This is a genomic window from Mesorhizobium sp. WSM4820 (assembly GCF_055811075.1).
This window is the reverse complement of sequence record NZ_JBVVQN010000003.1, coordinates 276586-292532: the sequence shown is the minus strand read 5'-3', so window position 1 is coordinate 292532 and position 15947 is coordinate 276586. Positions and strand designations below refer to the sequence as shown.

At 55.5% G+C, this 15947-nt stretch carries 14 protein-coding genes and 2 pseudogenes; 2 read left to right on the top strand and 14 right to left on the bottom strand.

Annotation, left to right across the window (positions count from 1 at the left end):
- Nucleotides 1-303: 303 nt before the first annotated feature.
- Both AC0L2R_RS07315 and AC0L2R_RS07310 read left to right on the top strand, forming a co-directional pair.
- Entirely contained in the window at nt 304-666 is a 363-nt protein-coding gene (locus tag AC0L2R_RS07315; protein WP_287073215.1) for a VanZ family protein, read from the top strand.
- Nucleotides 667-1026: 360 nt separating this feature from the next.
- Nucleotides 1027-1211, top strand: a pseudogene (locus AC0L2R_RS07310) (ISAs1 family transposase); the annotation flags it as partial.
- A 115-nt stretch (nt 1212-1326) separates the two neighbouring features.
- Here AC0L2R_RS07310 and AC0L2R_RS07305 read toward each other — a convergent pair.
- From AC0L2R_RS07305 to AC0L2R_RS07240, 14 genes and pseudogenes are all read right to left on the bottom strand, one after another.
- Nucleotides 1327-1530: pseudogene (locus tag AC0L2R_RS07305) on the bottom strand (transposase); the annotation flags it as partial.
- 39 nt (nt 1531-1569) lie between these two features.
- Nucleotides 1570-2709, bottom strand: coding sequence for a glycosyltransferase family protein (locus AC0L2R_RS07300; RefSeq protein WP_473508279.1), 1140 nt, complete (start codon nt 2707-2709; stop codon nt 1570-1572).
- Nucleotides 2710-2783: 74 nt separating this feature from the next.
- Nucleotides 2784-4196 (bottom strand): hypothetical protein, encoded by a 1413-nt coding sequence (locus AC0L2R_RS07295; protein WP_473508278.1) that lies wholly within the window; start codon nt 4194-4196, stop codon nt 2784-2786.
- Between the two features lie 138 nt (nt 4197-4334).
- Nucleotides 4335-5459, bottom strand: coding sequence for a DegT/DnrJ/EryC1/StrS family aminotransferase (locus AC0L2R_RS07290; protein ID WP_473508277.1), 1125 nt, complete (start codon nt 5457-5459; stop codon nt 4335-4337).
- Between the two features lie 5 nt (nt 5460-5464).
- Nucleotides 5465-5956, bottom strand: coding sequence for an acyltransferase (locus AC0L2R_RS07285; protein ID WP_473508276.1), 492 nt, complete (start codon nt 5954-5956; stop codon nt 5465-5467).
- Entirely contained in the window at nt 5953-7026 is a 1074-nt protein-coding gene (locus AC0L2R_RS07280; protein WP_473508275.1) for a Gfo/Idh/MocA family protein, read from the bottom strand. The genes AC0L2R_RS07285 and AC0L2R_RS07280 overlap by 4 nt, the downstream gene beginning before the upstream one ends.
- 67 nt (nt 7027-7093) lie before the next feature.
- Entirely contained in the window at nt 7094-8017 is a 924-nt protein-coding gene (locus AC0L2R_RS07275) for a hypothetical protein (protein WP_473508274.1), read from the bottom strand.
- A 30-nt stretch (nt 8018-8047) separates the two neighbouring features.
- Entirely contained in the window at nt 8048-8779 is a 732-nt protein-coding gene (locus AC0L2R_RS07270) for an FkbM family methyltransferase (protein WP_473508273.1), read from the bottom strand.
- On the bottom strand, nt 8776-10047 hold the full coding sequence (locus AC0L2R_RS07265; RefSeq protein ID WP_473508272.1) for a lipopolysaccharide biosynthesis protein: 1272 nt from the start codon (nt 10045-10047) through the stop codon (nt 8776-8778). The genes AC0L2R_RS07270 and AC0L2R_RS07265 overlap by 4 nt, the downstream gene beginning before the upstream one ends.
- Nucleotides 10048-10138: 91 nt before the next feature.
- Nucleotides 10139-10834, bottom strand: a complete 696-nt coding sequence (locus tag AC0L2R_RS07260; RefSeq protein WP_473508271.1) for an FkbM family methyltransferase — start codon at nt 10832-10834, stop codon at nt 10139-10141.
- 674 nt (nt 10835-11508) lie between these two features.
- Nucleotides 11509-12603: a GDP-mannose 4,6-dehydratase gene (gene gmd, locus AC0L2R_RS07255; RefSeq protein WP_473508270.1), complete on the bottom strand. Its 1095-nt coding sequence runs from the start codon at nt 12601-12603 to the stop codon at nt 11509-11511.
- A 432-nt stretch (nt 12604-13035) separates the two neighbouring features.
- Nucleotides 13036-14355: a UDP-glucose dehydrogenase family protein gene (locus tag AC0L2R_RS07250; protein ID WP_473508269.1), complete on the bottom strand. Its 1320-nt coding sequence runs from the start codon at nt 14353-14355 to the stop codon at nt 13036-13038.
- Nucleotides 14356-14497: 142 nt separating this feature from the next.
- Nucleotides 14498-15061: a transcription termination/antitermination protein NusG gene (gene nusG, locus AC0L2R_RS07245; protein ID WP_473508268.1), complete on the bottom strand. Its 564-nt coding sequence runs from the start codon at nt 15059-15061 to the stop codon at nt 14498-14500.
- 370 nt (nt 15062-15431) lie between these two features.
- Nucleotides 15432-15875 (bottom strand): hypothetical protein, encoded by a 444-nt coding sequence (locus AC0L2R_RS07240; RefSeq protein ID WP_473508267.1) that lies wholly within the window; start codon nt 15873-15875, stop codon nt 15432-15434.
- Nucleotides 15876-15947: the final 72 nt, after the last annotated feature.

Sequence of the window (15947 nt, the reverse complement as noted above, 5' to 3'; positions counted from 1 at the left end):
GGCACCGGCGACCTGGCCAGGTACTTCTCGTTACCTGGCCTGTTGCGTTGCCGTTGGCCCGCCGGCATCTTTAATGGCTTCTTCATGTTAGTGGGCTTTTTTATGGGAACCTAAAGCCCCTCGCAGGCATGGGGTCGTTTCCAGGGCGACAAGAGCGACGGCGGCCTTTCTTACAACACAGACTTGTGGTTCTGGATTTGAAATTCCCAAGCGCTGATGCGATCATTGGCAAATCCACCTCGCCCATCCAGGCTTCTCAGATGAAGGACTGACCCTACCTTGTTGCGCCTAGATTCTTTTCCGATGCTGGCAAGGATCGTTTTTCCGATCACGTTGGCCGGCGTTCTCCTGCTCACGCTTCTGCCGGCGCGGTTCTTGCCGGATCTCGGCACGGCCGTCACGCTTTACGACGACAAGCTGCAGCACGCCATCGCCTTCGCCGTGCTGGCGGCCCTGGGAAGCCTCGGCTGGCCGGAACACAGGACAAGGCTGATTGTTCTCCTCGCCTTTACCGGCGCGGCGATCGAGGTGCTTCAGGGCGCGCAACTGATCGGGCGCGACCTGGATGGATTCGACTGGGTTGCCGACTGCGCCGGCATGGCGTTGGGACTGACAATCGCCGGGACAAGCAGGCGCGTTGGCAAGCGCGTCGGCGGATTGCCGTAGGTCGTCATCCCAAGGCGAAGCAAGGAGCGAAGCGAAGCGGCGCAGACCTTGGGATAACCGAGCTGCGGCGGATCAGAGTAAAAGCGTAGCGATCCTTCGCTCCCCCTCTGTCCTGCCGGACATCTCGCCCACTTGGGGGGCGATGCCGCTCCCGACGATGAGATCTATACGCTCACCCAGGTCGAGAAGGCCCATGGCCACATCGAGACGCGCCGCCACCTCGTCTCCCAGCGCGTCGACTGGATGAGCGGCAAGTGGCGGCGCTATCCCGATGAGCCGCGCTTCAAGGGCCTCAGCACCATCGCCATGGTCGAGACCCGTATCGAGACGGGCGCCGAGGTCAAGGTCGAGCGGCGATGCTACATACATCTCCTCTCGCATCCTCACCGCGAAAGCCTTCGCCGAGGCCGCCAGAGCCCATTGGGGCATCGAGAACGGCCTGCATTGGGTTCTCGATGTCCAATTCAAGGAGGACCAATCGCGCCTGCGCCGCGGCCACGGCACCACAAACATGGCGATGGTCCGCCACCTCGCCCTCAATCTCATCCGCGATATGTCCGGCAAACAATCTCATCAAAGGAAAGCGAAAACTCCCAACCTGGGATACCGACTACCTCACTGCAGCACTTCAAGCCCGTTAACCTGGACTCGTTGCCCTGGCGTCGGCTGGTTGGCCTTGACGGCGAGCAGGTAGTCGGCGCCGGCATCCCTGATGGTGGTAGCAATGGCGGCATTGGTGGCGATGGCGTCGATCGAGACGAGCGTGCCCTTGAGGCCGTCATTTGCCGCCAGGCGCTCGACAAGCACCGGGATCGCGGTCTGATCGGCAGGACCGCCGAGGCGGCGTTTCTGCGAACTAATCATTACTGAATCGAAATTCGCCAACACAGAACGGCCCTTTGCTCAAACAAAAGTAAGAAATTTTTCCATCTGTTTCTCCTTGCTGTATTCGGTCCGGATCATGGAATGGCTTGCCGTCGCAATATTTCGCCAGGAACCGTCGCTAAGGCTTTGCTCAATAAGCCCGACAGCGACTTTGGCGTCTGCATAGACGCTCATGGTTCGACCATCCACCATTCCAGGCGGATAGTTCCCAGCGTCGGTGATAAGTAACGCTCCCGCCCCCATCGCCTCAAAGCAACGCATGTTGCCGCGATCCCCTCCCGCCATGTCGATAGCGGCATTGATAACGATTTTGGCACGGCTGAGTTGTGCATACATCTCTCGTCCAAAGACTGGTGGATTTGCTACGCGCCGTATCGAAGTTGGCCGCCGTACTGCCGCTAGCGGTCCAAACCAACCAAGCGGCGTTTCTGCAAGTCTCGTGTAGCGCGAGTTATCGAGATGAAAGACAACTCGAAAACGGCCGCCAAGCCGTGCCACGGTATCGAGAATCTCTCGACGGCGTTGGTGATGGCGGCTAAACCCACCGAAAAACAAAACATCAATGTCGCGATCGCCCCGGCCGGCATATGCATCCAATTCAGGATCGTGCGCGGGGAAGAACTCTGCGGTACGAATTCCCATGGCCTCGTAGCCAGTACGGATGGACGGGAAGTTCGATACAACGAGATCGTAGCCGGAAAAATTAGATTTGCCGGGTGCAGCACGCCACGCAATTGTTCTCTTCACATGTCCCGGCAATCGTTTCAGGAAGTCGCTGTCAAAGCGAATTGGATCAAGATTGTAGAAGACATCGGTACAATTCGCCTCAATCTGGGCGAGCAGAATACCGGCCAGCGGTGTATCGTCGCGAAGCCCATTTTCACGCGCCCAGGCGCGCTGCAAACGCTCGTCATCTCCATTCGTGAAAAACGCTCCGGGTGCGTTCTCCAACACGGGCTTTAGTAGATGTGAGGCACCATACCGGTCGTGCAAAAAGACCTGCTTCTGCGCTTCGAATCGACCTTCCGCTCGAATGAGCGTGGCAAGCCGGGAATGATAACTCGGCGATATGCTGGAATTCTGAAAAAGGCGCATATGCTTACCCTGGGTGCCGAGGATGACGTCGCTGGACAAGAAATATTTGATAAACGTGCTCAAGCACACACTTCCCGCTTCGCGAATTGCTTGGACGCTAAGTGTTACACAGCCTGCCGAGGCACTGCGCCAAGTGGCTATCTGTGGCGAACCGGGTGATCCGACGTTGAACCCATGCGAAGCATCGGCAACCGCCTGGGGTCTCTGTGGATAGCATCTTGCCTGCGGGGTATTTTTGGCTGCGGCACACCGTAAGCGATCATCAAAGCCATCATCAGACCGCCGCCAGTGATAAGGCTGGTGAAAAGAGAAGCATTTCCCAGCGTCATGATAAACGGGATCGAGACAGTCGCCGCGAACGGGAGGCGATCGGGCGTGACAATCTTGTTTGCAAGGCTGAGCAACAAGCCGAAAACCACTCCCATAATAACAACGCCCATGAATCCATAGGCCGCTAGTCCATCTGTCGCCCAAAAGTTTGCATTGGCGTTGAACCCGTTACCCCCGACAAGCTGGGCGCCAACAACAAATCCAAGAGGCGTCTTGTAGGGATAGGGGACAATTTGGTTGATTATGTTCACATGAGACCAATAGGTTATCGGATTGCGGGCAAACACATCCGCATACACACCAGTCAACGCCCCCTGGATGCCAAGGGTCCGCATATAGATCAACGCAACCGTTTCCATTGCCATCCCGGACGGTTGATAGTCGGTAATTTTGAGAATTGCCAAGGCGGACAGCGTCAGCAAAACAAAGCCGAATGCGATGCGAAGCGTTGATATACGACCTTTATTGAGCACGAAAAGGTAAAAGCCGAACACTACAATCAGGATCACCAACATGATCTTTCCTGCGAAGGCCATGAAAACGATGATCTGCCCAGCAAGCCCAACGGCCAGCGCCCATCGCCGCGCTTGGTCGAACAGCCCAACAGCGATAAGGTACGGGTTCATCGCGTTTGACAACCACCCGGTCAGGTAAAGCGCAAGTGTGGTGGTCTCCATGCCGCCAAACCGAGCGCGCTGATCATAAAGTTCATCCAGCCCGGAGAACGACATCATTCCTCTGTACGTTACAATATAAAACGCTACGGCTGCCAAATAAAACGCAAAAAATATAAAGAAAAACGCATTTACAGAGACTTGACTAATAAGAGAATACGATTTGAATCGGACTATCCGCGGGATGTATAAAATCAGGAAGAATGACGCAGCCATCGAAATAATGAGCCACGTGGCATCGAACGTAAGGTAACCCTGCCGAGGCACAATAAGCAGGCTCGGAATAAAAATCATCATATACAGCATCCAACAGAAGAAATCTGAATATCTTCGTGCTGAAATTGGCAAAAGAAACGCGAATATGGCTATAATAAGATATGACAGCGCCTCGCCTGATGGATTACTCACATTGCTAAATCCCATATAGAAATAATTTACCGACGCCCAATCTATATAGATTTTTACAAAAACAATAGAATATACCGCTACACAAAGCAGGCATAATACCCGCTTGTAACTGATCTCTCCTCCTTTTATGTGTTCCATATACCACCTCGCCGAGCTGAATTGAGTACAGCCCTTTTAAACCGAGAGCGACTGCCGCCGCTAAAACTTGGCATCATGGCTGAACTGCTATCCCATCCGACTTTCTTGGCGTTCGACCTTCCCAACAAGGAGAAGCGGCTAGACTGCAGCTTTCAGTGCGTCGACGACGGCCTCTATCTGGTTTTCCGTCATTTCCGGGAAAATCGGCAAGGACAGGACACGAGACTGCATACGGTGCACTACCGGATAGTCCTCCTGTTTGCTGCCAAGATGAGCATAGCAAGGCAGAAAGGGCAAACCACGCAGATAATTGATTACTGTTTGAATGCCGCGCGACTTGAGGAAAGCCGCCAGTTCGTCGCGCCGATCGTGGCTTATGACATAAAGATGCCAGACCGGATTGCGGTCATTGCCGATGTGGGGAAGATCGACATCCGGGAGACCGGCAAGCCTCCTTTGATATTCCGCCGCAATAGCGCGGCGAGCATCGGTCCAGGCTTCAAGTCGCTTCAGTTTCACGGATAATACCGCGGCCTGCAATCCGTCGAGGCGGCTGTTGATACCTTCGATCTGGTGATCGCCTTTAACAAGGCCGCCATGGCGGGCGAACATTGCCATCCGATCGGCCAGGGATTTGTCCGAGGTGACGATCGCTCCGGCGTCACCCATCGCGCCGAGGTTTTTTCCAGGATAGAAGGAGAAGGTCGCCGCGACCCCGAAGGTGCCAACCTGGCTCCCCTTGAAAGTAGCCAGATGGGCTTGGGCACAATCCTCGATCACCCATAGGCCATGCCTCGCCGCAACCGCCATCACGCCATCCATGTCGGCGGGTTGCCCGTAGAGATGAACCGGGATGATGCCAACCGTGCGAGGCGTGATCTTGTCGGCCAATTTGGCGATATCGATAGTGTATGTGGCGGCATCGACGTCGCAGAAGACGACATTTGCACCTGCCTGTGTCACGGTCTCGCTGGTCGATATCCATGACATCGCAGGCACGATCACCTCGTCACCCGGCTTCAGTCCGAGCGCAACCATCGCGATATACAAAGCATCCGTTCCATTCGCGCACGAGACGCAATGCGGCACACCTATTGCCTCGGCAAACTCACGCTCAAATTGCTCGACGAATGGCCCTCGGATAAAGGCCGACTGAGAAATCACCGCGGCAATCGCTGCATCGATTTCTGGTTTGATAGTGAGGTACTGCGCGTGAAGATCGGCAAACGGCACATTTGTCGTCAACATTCCCACGGTGTCCATGACGTCTAATCCTGTTCAACAGATCTGAGAAATCGAGCCGGATTTCCGGCATATATCCCAGGCATCCCAATGTCTCGCGTGACGACGGCCCCGGCACCAATCACCACACCGGCGCAAACGGTAACCGGCAAGATCGTGGCGTTCGAACCGATCGAAACGTTGTTGCCGATGTTTGTTCTCTTCCACAGTCCCTTCCGCCCTCGCGCAGGCCCACCAATAGAGAACAGATCGTTCACGAACATCACCCCGTGCCCGACGAAACAATCCTCGCCGATTGTCACCAGTTCACAAACGAAGGCATGAGATTGTATCTTTGTGCGGGCTCCAACCAAAACGTTAGCCTGAATTTCCACGAATGGGCCCACGAAAACACCATCGCCGATGGTGCAGCCATAGAGGTTCGCCGGCTGTACGACAGTGACATGCTGGCCGAAGGTGACGTTTACGATACCGACCGACCGCAAATCAGACGGTTCGATGATTTGGGTATAGGTCACGCTGCGCTCTCTGAAGGCCGTCCAAGACGGACGCGCTGAGGACGAAAACGAAGAGACACTTCCTGGCCAGTTTCGACGGATTCATAAATGGCGGAAATGAGTTCCAGGCTTTTGCGTCCCTGCAGGCCGTCGACGAGGTGTTGCTTGCCGGTGTTGATCGTTTCGACAACATGTTCGTAGTAAGCTTGGTGACCGAAGCCGTAGACGTTGGGCGGATTAACCGAAAATCTTGTCGAGACCCCAGCGTCATCGGGTTCAGGCTCCAGGAAACTCCACACCTTCATTTCGTTGACGGCAAAGCCGCCAATCTCCACGGAGCCTTTTTCTCCGAGTATCGAGATTGACCCTTCCAGATCCTTCGGTCTCACGGCAGTGGTGGCTTCGATTATCCCGAGGGCACCGTTGGCAAACCGCAATGCAACCACCGCGGTATCTTCAGCTTCTATATCCACCAAAGCGGTGCGCGTCATGGCAAAAACACTCTCGACGTCGCCCATCATCCATTCGAGCAGATCAACGTGATGGCTCGCTTGGTTGGTAAGTACGCCTCCATCGAGCGCCCAGGTGCCGCGCCAGGCATCCTGATCATAATATGACTGCGTACGGCACCAGCGAACCCTTACCGTACCCATAACAAGCTTGCCGAAGCGACCGGCCGTGAGCGCTTCTCGCAATTTGACGACCGGTACATTGAAACGGTTCTGCTTGACGATGAAAAGCTTGATGCCGGCGACGTCGCATGCACGAATCATCGCGTCTGCATCGGCCAGAGTGAGTGCCATGGGTTTTTCCACGATTAGGTGCTTGCCGTAGCGCGCGAGCGCTATGGTGTCGCGAGCGTGATTACCGCTCTCGGTCAGAATGACGGCGACATCCGGTGATTCGGTTTCCATCATTTCGTGCATGTCGGCGTAAGCTGGCACACCGTATTTTGCGGCCGTAGCTGTCGCCTTCTTGATGTTAACATCACAAACTGCGGCCAGTTTGGTTCCGGATATTACGTTCTCTCCAAGCAATTGCGCGTGGCGAACCGATATTCGCCCACAACCAACCAGTACAAATTTAAGCATGTCTTTCCTGTCCTGTTCCCGCTCTCACTCAATGCGACCCCTTCCCGACAGACCCGCAAGCCACAATCTAAGCTGGCTTGCCTTGCATCCCCTTCTCGCATCTTTCATTGGATAATTTCTTGACGTGCGTTACGAACAAGTCGGGAAGCGGGGCATCGCCGAGGAAAGCCGCTTCTCGAGTTGGATCCTCGTTTACAATGGCAATCGCCTGATTGGGATAAGTAATCCGGGGAACCTGTCCAAAAAAAGCCGCCCACAGGTTGAAGCCGGAGCCAGCTCCAATGATTGCGCTCGCCTGAGCCATTTCAAGCATGTGCGTAACCGATTCCGCATCATTGGCGCGGCGGACATTCGGAAGACGAAGTAAAGGAAGAAGGTCGTCATCGTCTCCGTCGGAAAAGACCCGGACCGGCACATTCGCCCCTACTCCATCGCGAAGGGCGACAAGGCTGTCGCAATACCATTCGATCGGAAGCCGCTGATTGTGCGTCTGCGCCTCGACTCGCGCCTGATCGAAGCGTGAAAAGTCCCCAAGACGCACATGGACGGCCACGAATGGTGCTTCAGGCTTCATCGGCAAGTACCTTTTGCGTGTCATCCGACGAAACGCGCCATGCAGCACCGGACCGCAGCCGCGGACTTCATGGAAATACGTCTCGAAATTCGAGGACACCGCATTCTTGAAGACGACGACCGTCTTCCTGCCGTCAAGTGCGGCGGAAGCGGCTAAATCTGCTGGTATCTTATGTGCCGTTGCAAGAATCAGGGTGCGCCATGGCTCTCCCACATAGCCGTTATTGCTAAAAAGCTTGAAATATTCTCGTCTGTCCCGTTCGCGACGCAGATACGGACCGATACGCGGGCGCAGCCAGCGCGGCCCGAGCATCCGGGCACCGTTCTTTCGGCACCATATCTCGCAGCGAGCCCAAGCGAGCAAGCTGTGGCCGAGACCGAAACGGCCGATATCGGGGTATCCGTAAAGCTGTGCCATCAGTTATCTGTCTCGTCCAAACGCAGGGAATTAATTAGGCAGATAAATTGCATCCGCCCAGGTCAGCTGGCCAAACTGGTTGTGATGCTGGTTGTAGATAGCATGGAGCCGGTAGTCCATCTCCTCGAGATAAGCGGTAACCTCATGAAACAAGCAAGCCCCGTCATATACTCTTATAAAATTTACCTCAGAGTATATGACATTTACTCTTTTATCGCGAAAAATATTTTCAGAACCATTCAAGATATCTAGTTCTGCTCCCTGTGCATCCATCTTTAATAGATCTATCGTTTCTATTTTTTTCATTTCGCAAAATGAATTTAGTGACGTTACGTCAACCTTTATTGTATCAACTTTCAATGTATATTTATCGAACGTTGATCCCGTACTCTGAGGATTAAAAAGGGAGCTCGCATCAGGCAACGCCGTAACATGAAACGATGCAATTCCCACTTTCGAGGACACCGCCATATTGACCGGAACAATTCGAGGCTCATGCTCGGCCACGGCGCGGAGTTTGGCAAAGTTTGCCGGCAAAGGTTCAAAGGCGAAAACGGTAGCCTTCTTGCATCTGTTGGCGTATTCCAGCGTATCTCGCCCGTCCGCGGCCCCCACCTCAACGATCGTGGACACGGCGTCGCCCGCGAGGCGCAATTGCTCTTCAAACGCACTATCTACGCGAACGCCGCGCTCAAGCCTGCTCAAATGATAGCCAAACAGACCGAACATCCGCTGGGCGGCGAACACCAATTTCGTTCTCATGATATTATTTCCTCGGTCGCGCCGGTTCGCAAATTCACCACCCTCGTCGCACGGTCCGCCAGAATAAGTTGGAGCCCATAAGTGACGAAGGTCGCCAGTCCGTACCACATCATCACGGTGACAGGATTGTCGATGTGTGCCCAACCAAGCCAGCCGAAGACCAACAGAGTGAGAACGAACCGACCCACTTCCCACATAAATTGCAGCGATTGGCGCTCGATAATAATAAGGGTCATCGTCAAGGCAGTTGCGACAAAGCGGATATAGGCGATTGGAAACCCAATGGCGCAGAGTTTGCCGGCCATGGCCCAATTGGCGCCAAAGACGAACGGAACCACGCTTGGCGAGAGTGCCGACCCCAGCACCGTCGGAAAAATACCGATGGCAAGAAGTTGAAGGAGCGCCCGTCTGTATGCGCCGTTCAAGCCGACCTTGTCAGTCCGATAGAGTTTCGCGAATTCACCGGTAAAGACCTGCGAGACCGCCACCGAAACGATGCCGACCGGCATGAGGATAAACCGTTCGACCAGGGCATACTGTCCCGCGACTTCGAGATTAAACAGCGCAAGAAAAGCAAATGGCACAATGGCCGCACCAAGCGCGGACAAAAGCGTTCCCGGGAAGGTGAAGAGCCCGAATTTCTTGAAGCGAACCGCGGTGAACCTCATCGCGAAAAATGAGATGGGAGAGATTAGCGTCCGCCAGAGTTTGCCACTTTCAAAAAGGATAGCGATGCCACCGACGATCCTGCCGAAAACATCAGCTAGAACGAGACCGACCCCAATAAAAGGTAGAAAGGCGCATCCAAGGGCGCCAACCGAGAATCCTACCGATTGCACGATCTTGGAACGTGAGCTTAGGCCGTAGTTGCGCTCGCGGATCGGCAAGTATGTAAGCATCTGATAAACTCCCGCGACAAACATCGCCACAGGTAAAAGGTAGATGCTTCCGTGCAATGAGGACTGGATGCGCGGCATCCACAAATCGGCGGCGACGGCTAGCAGAAAAGCTATAGCGCTGGTCATGACACAAAGCCTGAATGTCAATTTCAGCAGATTTTCTAGAATCCTCCCCGGTCGCGCGCTCAGAATTGCGACCTCGTAGCGAAACGCAACGAAAATGGCCGCCACATTCAATATCGAGACGTAAATCTGGTATCGGCCAAACGCTTCGGCGTCATATAGCCGTGTCAGGACAGGAAGAACGGCAACTGCAATGATTTGTGCAATCACCGACCCCGACAAAACCGTCAGGATGCTTCGAAACATTTTTGTCCGCTAGTTATAAGACAATCCAAAGTTCCTACCGGTTGCGCCAACTGTAGAGTTACCGTGGACAAATCGAGGCTGGCCGATCTTGTCATGCCTCATTCCAGAAGATGGTATTCGCGCCCATGCGTTCCTTGTTTCGATAAACATCGCGCAACAGGTTGGTCACGCGGAGATTTGCCTCTTCATCATTCGATTCGATGCACAGACATCGTGGAACCAATCGCTTGTCGAGTTCTGCGATCTGCTTGGCCACGATCCAATCGACACCCTCGATGTCGACACTCGCAAAATCGATCCCTTTTCCCTCGCCATATCTGTTGAGCAGCGTGCCCAGCGTTAATTGAGGAAGCTCAAGGCGCTCAATCAGGCGATAGCCGACCGCAGCCACGCGCTCGTACTGCTCGGGCGACGTGGTTGAGAGCACCGATGGATACATAAAGAAAAACTCCGCCACACCATCCGCTTCCCCCACGAGGCACTGGACGTGGGTATCGCGCGGGCGCCACCGCTGATGGAGACGAAGGAGGCGGCTGATCGGCTCGACGACGATGCCGGACCAACCCCTGCGATGCAGCAAATATGTATTCGAGATCCGAACCGGATGCGAAGCGCCGATGTCGAGATATCGACCAGGGTGCTTTTGGTCCTTGAAGATGACGTTAAGAAGGAAGGTGTCCTCGCCGTGCTGCGAATAACTTTCCCGATGCTGGAAATGCAGGGGAATATCACGCAGCTCTTGTATCAGGCCGGACTTCGCGGCCCAGTACCTCATATCGTTCAACATCCCAGAAGGCTCCATTGTGTCTTTTGCAGCGAGAATGCCAAGCGCATCGAAAAAGACCCGCTGCTGCCTGAGCGACGAATAGAACTGGCCGCTAAGCTAAAGGCTTCAGGACGCATGCTCGATTAACCTCGCCGCGCGAAAACGAACTGTCCAATTTTCCGCACCGGCTTAGCTATGAGCGCATAATCGACCGGACCTGATCCCAGCCACCGGCGCCGTGAACGTAGCGCTTCCAGATTGTGCCCGATGTGTGAGGCAAGGCTTCGCGTGCTGGACCCACCAACCATCATGTCCACCAACACGTGGCCGGTCGCGGCGGTCCGGAATCCGTGGAGTTCAACAGCTCTCAACATCCAATCATAATCCGATGCCACTTTGAGGCTGAGATCGAATGCACCAACCGCGTCCGCAACTTTCCGTCTGACGTAGAACGTTGGATGGGTTGGCATCCAAGATCCGAAAGCCCATGGCGGGTCGGGCCGCAGCACGCCAGCGGCGCACGACCCGCTTGTCCGGATGGTCTTCGACAAAATCCGGGTCACCATGCACGATATCGGTTCCTTGTCGCCATGATGCCGGGCCAGGAAACTACCGATCGTATGCCGGATTGTTGCCGCGGAATTCCAACAGACCGTCAGATCCGAGTTTTTCATATCGACCCGGCCCACCGTCGCTTACTGCGCCGCAACGCGAATGCGATCCTCGTCCAGACGCCGGTGCTCCGATTCCCGCTTTACCGTTTCAAGGTCGGACTGAACCATTTCCTGAACCATCGCGTCGAGCGAGGTTGTTGCCTTCCACCCGAGAACGCGCTCCGCTTTCGAAGGATCGCCGATCAGCAGCTCAACTTCGGTCGGCCTGAAGTAGCGGGGGTCCACCTCGATCAGAACGGTGCCCGAATTTGCGTCGATGCCTTTCTCGTCGATGCCGGAACCAACCCATCGGATCTCGGTCCCGACCTCATTGAATGCAAGCTCGACAAAGCGGCGGACCGAGTTCTTCACCCCGGTTGCGAGGACGTAATCGTCTGGCGTTTCATGCTGAAGAATCCTCCACATGCCTTCGACATAATCGCGGGCATGGCCCCAATCCCGTTCAGCCGACAGATTGCCGAGGTAGAGTTTGTCCTGAAGACCGAGACTGATTGCAGCAGCCGCGCGCGTGATCTTGCGGGTGACGAAGGTCTCGCCGCGCATCGGGCTCTCGTGATTGAACAGGATGCCGTTGGAGGCGTGGATATCGTAGGCTTCGCGGTAATTCACGGTGATCCAGTAGGCATAGATCTTTGCTGCCGCATAGGGCGAGCGAGGATAGAAAGGCGTCGTCTCCCGCTGCGGGATCTCCTGCACTTTGCCATACAGCTCGGAAGTCGATGCCTGATAAAAACGCGTCTTTTTTGTCAGGCCGAGCAGCCGGATGGCTTCGAGGAGACGCAATGTGCCGATCGCGTCCGCATTCGCCGTGTATTCGGCGGTCTCGAAACTCACCTGAACATGCGATTGTGCGGCGAGATTGTAGATCTCGTCAGGCTGCACTTCCTGAACGATGCGGATGAGGTTGGTGGCATCGGTCATATCGCCATAGTGCAGCGACAGCCTTACGTTCTTTTCATGCGGGTCCTGGTAGAGATTATCGATACGCCCCGTATTGAAAGACGACGACCGCCGCTTGATGCCATGGACATTGTAGCCCTTTGCCAAAAGAAGTTCCGCCAGATAGGCGCCATCCTGGCCGGTGATGCCGGTAATGAGTGCGGTTTTTCTGGTCATTGTGCTTCTCCGGGGTCGATACGACGATATTTCTCAACGCTAAATCAGCGCGGCTTTAGACATTACAATGCGCATTTTCTGCGCATTTTCAAAAAGCTGGTGGCTATCTCCACCTTGGGCCGTACGTCAGGGCGAATGTGGGGAAGATGTAGCCAGCCGCCGCGACGCCGGGGAAGTTGCCGATCCGCTTGTAAGCATGTAGCCCGATGTATGAGCGACCAATGCCGCAAAAATGGTCGCCTGCATGTTCGATGACCAGATTACGCGGGGATCGACCGACATCCTGATGAGAGCCGGCAGCAGAATGGCGAATGTCAATCCGCCAAGTAGCTGAAAGCGCGTCCGAAGCAGGAGATGCTTTGGACTGGACAGTTGAATCATGGTGGAGTTCAACTTGCCACTCGCGAACCGGGTCCCACGAAAACCTGACGCTCACTTAATAAGATGCCGCTCTCGGCCAACGCTCGAATAGGCTATGCCTTCCTTCACGACATCCTCACCTCGGTAGACGTTTCGAAGGTCAACCATCACTGGCATCGCCATGAGTGCACGGAGCCGATTGAGATCCAATGACCGAAAGGCATTCCACTCGGTGACGATCACTATCGCATGGGAGCCGTCGGCTACCGCGTAGGCGCTGTCCCCGAATTCAATGCCCTCGATCAACTTGCGCGCCTGCTCCATGCCGACCGGATCATACGCCTTGATCGAAGCGCCCGCATCCTTCAGCGCCTGAATGATGGCTAATGAGGGGGCGTCGCGCATATCGTCGGTGTTTGGCTTGAACGTAAGGCCGAGGACACCAATGGTCTTGCCGCGAACCGAGCCCCCGCAGGCATCGACCACTTTGCGCGCCATCGCCCGTTTACGCTGGTCGTTTATCGAGACCGTCGTTTCAATAAGCCGGATCGGACTTGCCGCGTCCTGCGCTGTCTTGACCAGCGCCAGCGTATCTTTCGGGAAACAGGAGCCGCCGTAGCCCGGCCCCGCGTGAAGAAACTTTGCGCCGATGCGATTGTCCATGCCGATGCCCCGCGCGACGTCCTGCACATCGGCTCCCAACCGCTCGCAGAGATCGGCAATTTCGTTGATGAAGGTGATCTTCATCGCCAGAAATGCATTCCCTGCATATTTGGTAAGCTCCGCCGTACGTCGGCTCGTATAGAAAATCGGCGCGGCATTCAGCGAGAGCGGACGGTAGACCTCGCTCATCACGGCCTTGGCCCCTGTGGCGTCGGTCCCGACAATGATGCGATCAGGTCGCTTGAAGTCCTCGATCGCCGATCCCTCGCGAAGAAATTCCGGATTGGAGACCACGGCAAAATCGGCCGTTGGATTCTGCTCGCGGATAATTCGCTCGACCTCGTCACCAGTACCAACAGGCACCGTCGATTTCGTCACAACGACCGTAAATCCCTTCAGCGCCCGGCCTACTTCGGCCGCCGCGTCATAAACAAAGGATAGATCGGCAAAACCGTCGCCACGTCGCGATGGCGTGCCCACGGCGATGAAGACGACATCCGATTGAGAAACCGCGTCCGCCAGATTGTCATCGAAACGCAAGCGACCTTGCAAAGTGTTGGTCGTGACGAGTTCCTCGAGCCCTGGCTCATAGATTGGTATCTTGCCGCCCTTGAGCATGGCAAGCTTTTCTGGATCGCGATCAATGCAGCAGACCTGATGGCCAAAGTCGGCGAAACAGGCGCCCGAGACAAGTCCAACATAGCCGGCTCCAATCATTGTTATTCGCATGCCGCGTACTCCCAATCAGCGCGGATGAGGCGATCTCGCAGAGACGCAAGTCTTACCAACCGACGGCTACCGCACTCCAGGGTGAATCCCGAGAGCGGATACCACAACAATTTACATCACGGCGCCGCCTTGATGGTGACGGCTATGCAATCGCGACGAGTTCCCTTGAATCCATGTCAACAGGGACCTCGCCACTCATGATGGCAACCAGAACCCGGGCCCTTCCAGCAGGATCGAGCCGGTCAAGACGACCGATCATCTCCGCGAAAGGACCCGAGAGAATCCGCACCGAGGCGCCTGCAGTAAGGCCTCCGCTGAAATCAAGCAAGCCGTCCTTGCCGGTCAGGGCCATGAACCGCTCCACCAGCCCCGAGGGGACCGGCAATGGCCGCTCGCCCTGCATGATGAGGGAGCGCACGCCGAACGTTCCGTTGATCGAGCGCCACCGCTGCAGCGCGACATCGAGAGCGATGAACATGTAACCTGGAAAATAGGCTGCTGGTCGCGTCTCGATGCGCCGGGCATGACGAATGGTCTTCTCGCAGCGAGGCACAAACGGGTGAAACCCCTGCAGCCGCAGATGCCGTTCGGCGACGTCTTCCTTTCCCGGAAAAACGCTTGCGGCATACCAGCGTACTGCGGCGCCGACCGCGGGCCGTTGCAACGATGAAGTCGCCTTAACAGTTGTTTTTTTCGGGCTAATCACGCGTCTCGCTCTCGGCGGTCTTCGGCATGGTCGATGTCAAGGGTTGCGACAGCGCAACGATACCGGCGAGCAGCTATGTCGCGGGAATCAAGGCGGTTCGTCCAAAAAAAACCTGCTATTTGTCCATTAACATTAGCTATGCCTAACAAGTCATCGAGCCGCATTACTTTTTAGCCACCAACCCGCGGTATCGAACGAATGCGCCGATGTGTAGCCGATCGGTTACACTGGCTCGCGACGAATCGCCGGCTGTTGTGGTCACTAGTCCTTAGTCTTGACCATAGTGTGACGGTATCGTTAGCAAAGCGTTGCATAGCAGATGCCGACCGCCCTGCTTTGACGAGTCCGACGAGCCGCCGCTGAAACAGGATCATTCCGCGCCGTGGTTGCCGATCAGTGCTTCGTCTATTTCGACTGAGATCACTTTCTCAAATAGCTGAGACATTCGTTTTGTCGTGACGCCCTTGTAGAACCCAATTTCAACTGCCGTCGTGGCGCCAGTCATGTCTCTGTAGGTTTTCATATTGTGCAATTTCGTTAACGAATGCGGGACAAATTGTCGCTTTCGCAGCTTGGCGACGAGATCCAGGACCGAGCCAGCGGCGCCGTGCCCGCAGCGCTTCCAGATTGTGCCCGATGTGTGGGAGGCAAAGCTTCGCGTGCTGGCGCCGCCGCTATGACAAAACTGACGATCCGCTCGGTCATGGGGTGTCACCTCTGGCATTTTCAAACGAAGCAACGAGCGCCGCCGCATAGTCTCGGTGGCGTATTCGTTGCCGAGACTATGCGGCACGGCGACACTGTCGTGGGCCAAGCGTGAACGCTGCCCGGTTGATCCGCCAATCTAGGGTGTTTTGCGCTGCTTGCACTTGCTCATGGCACATCC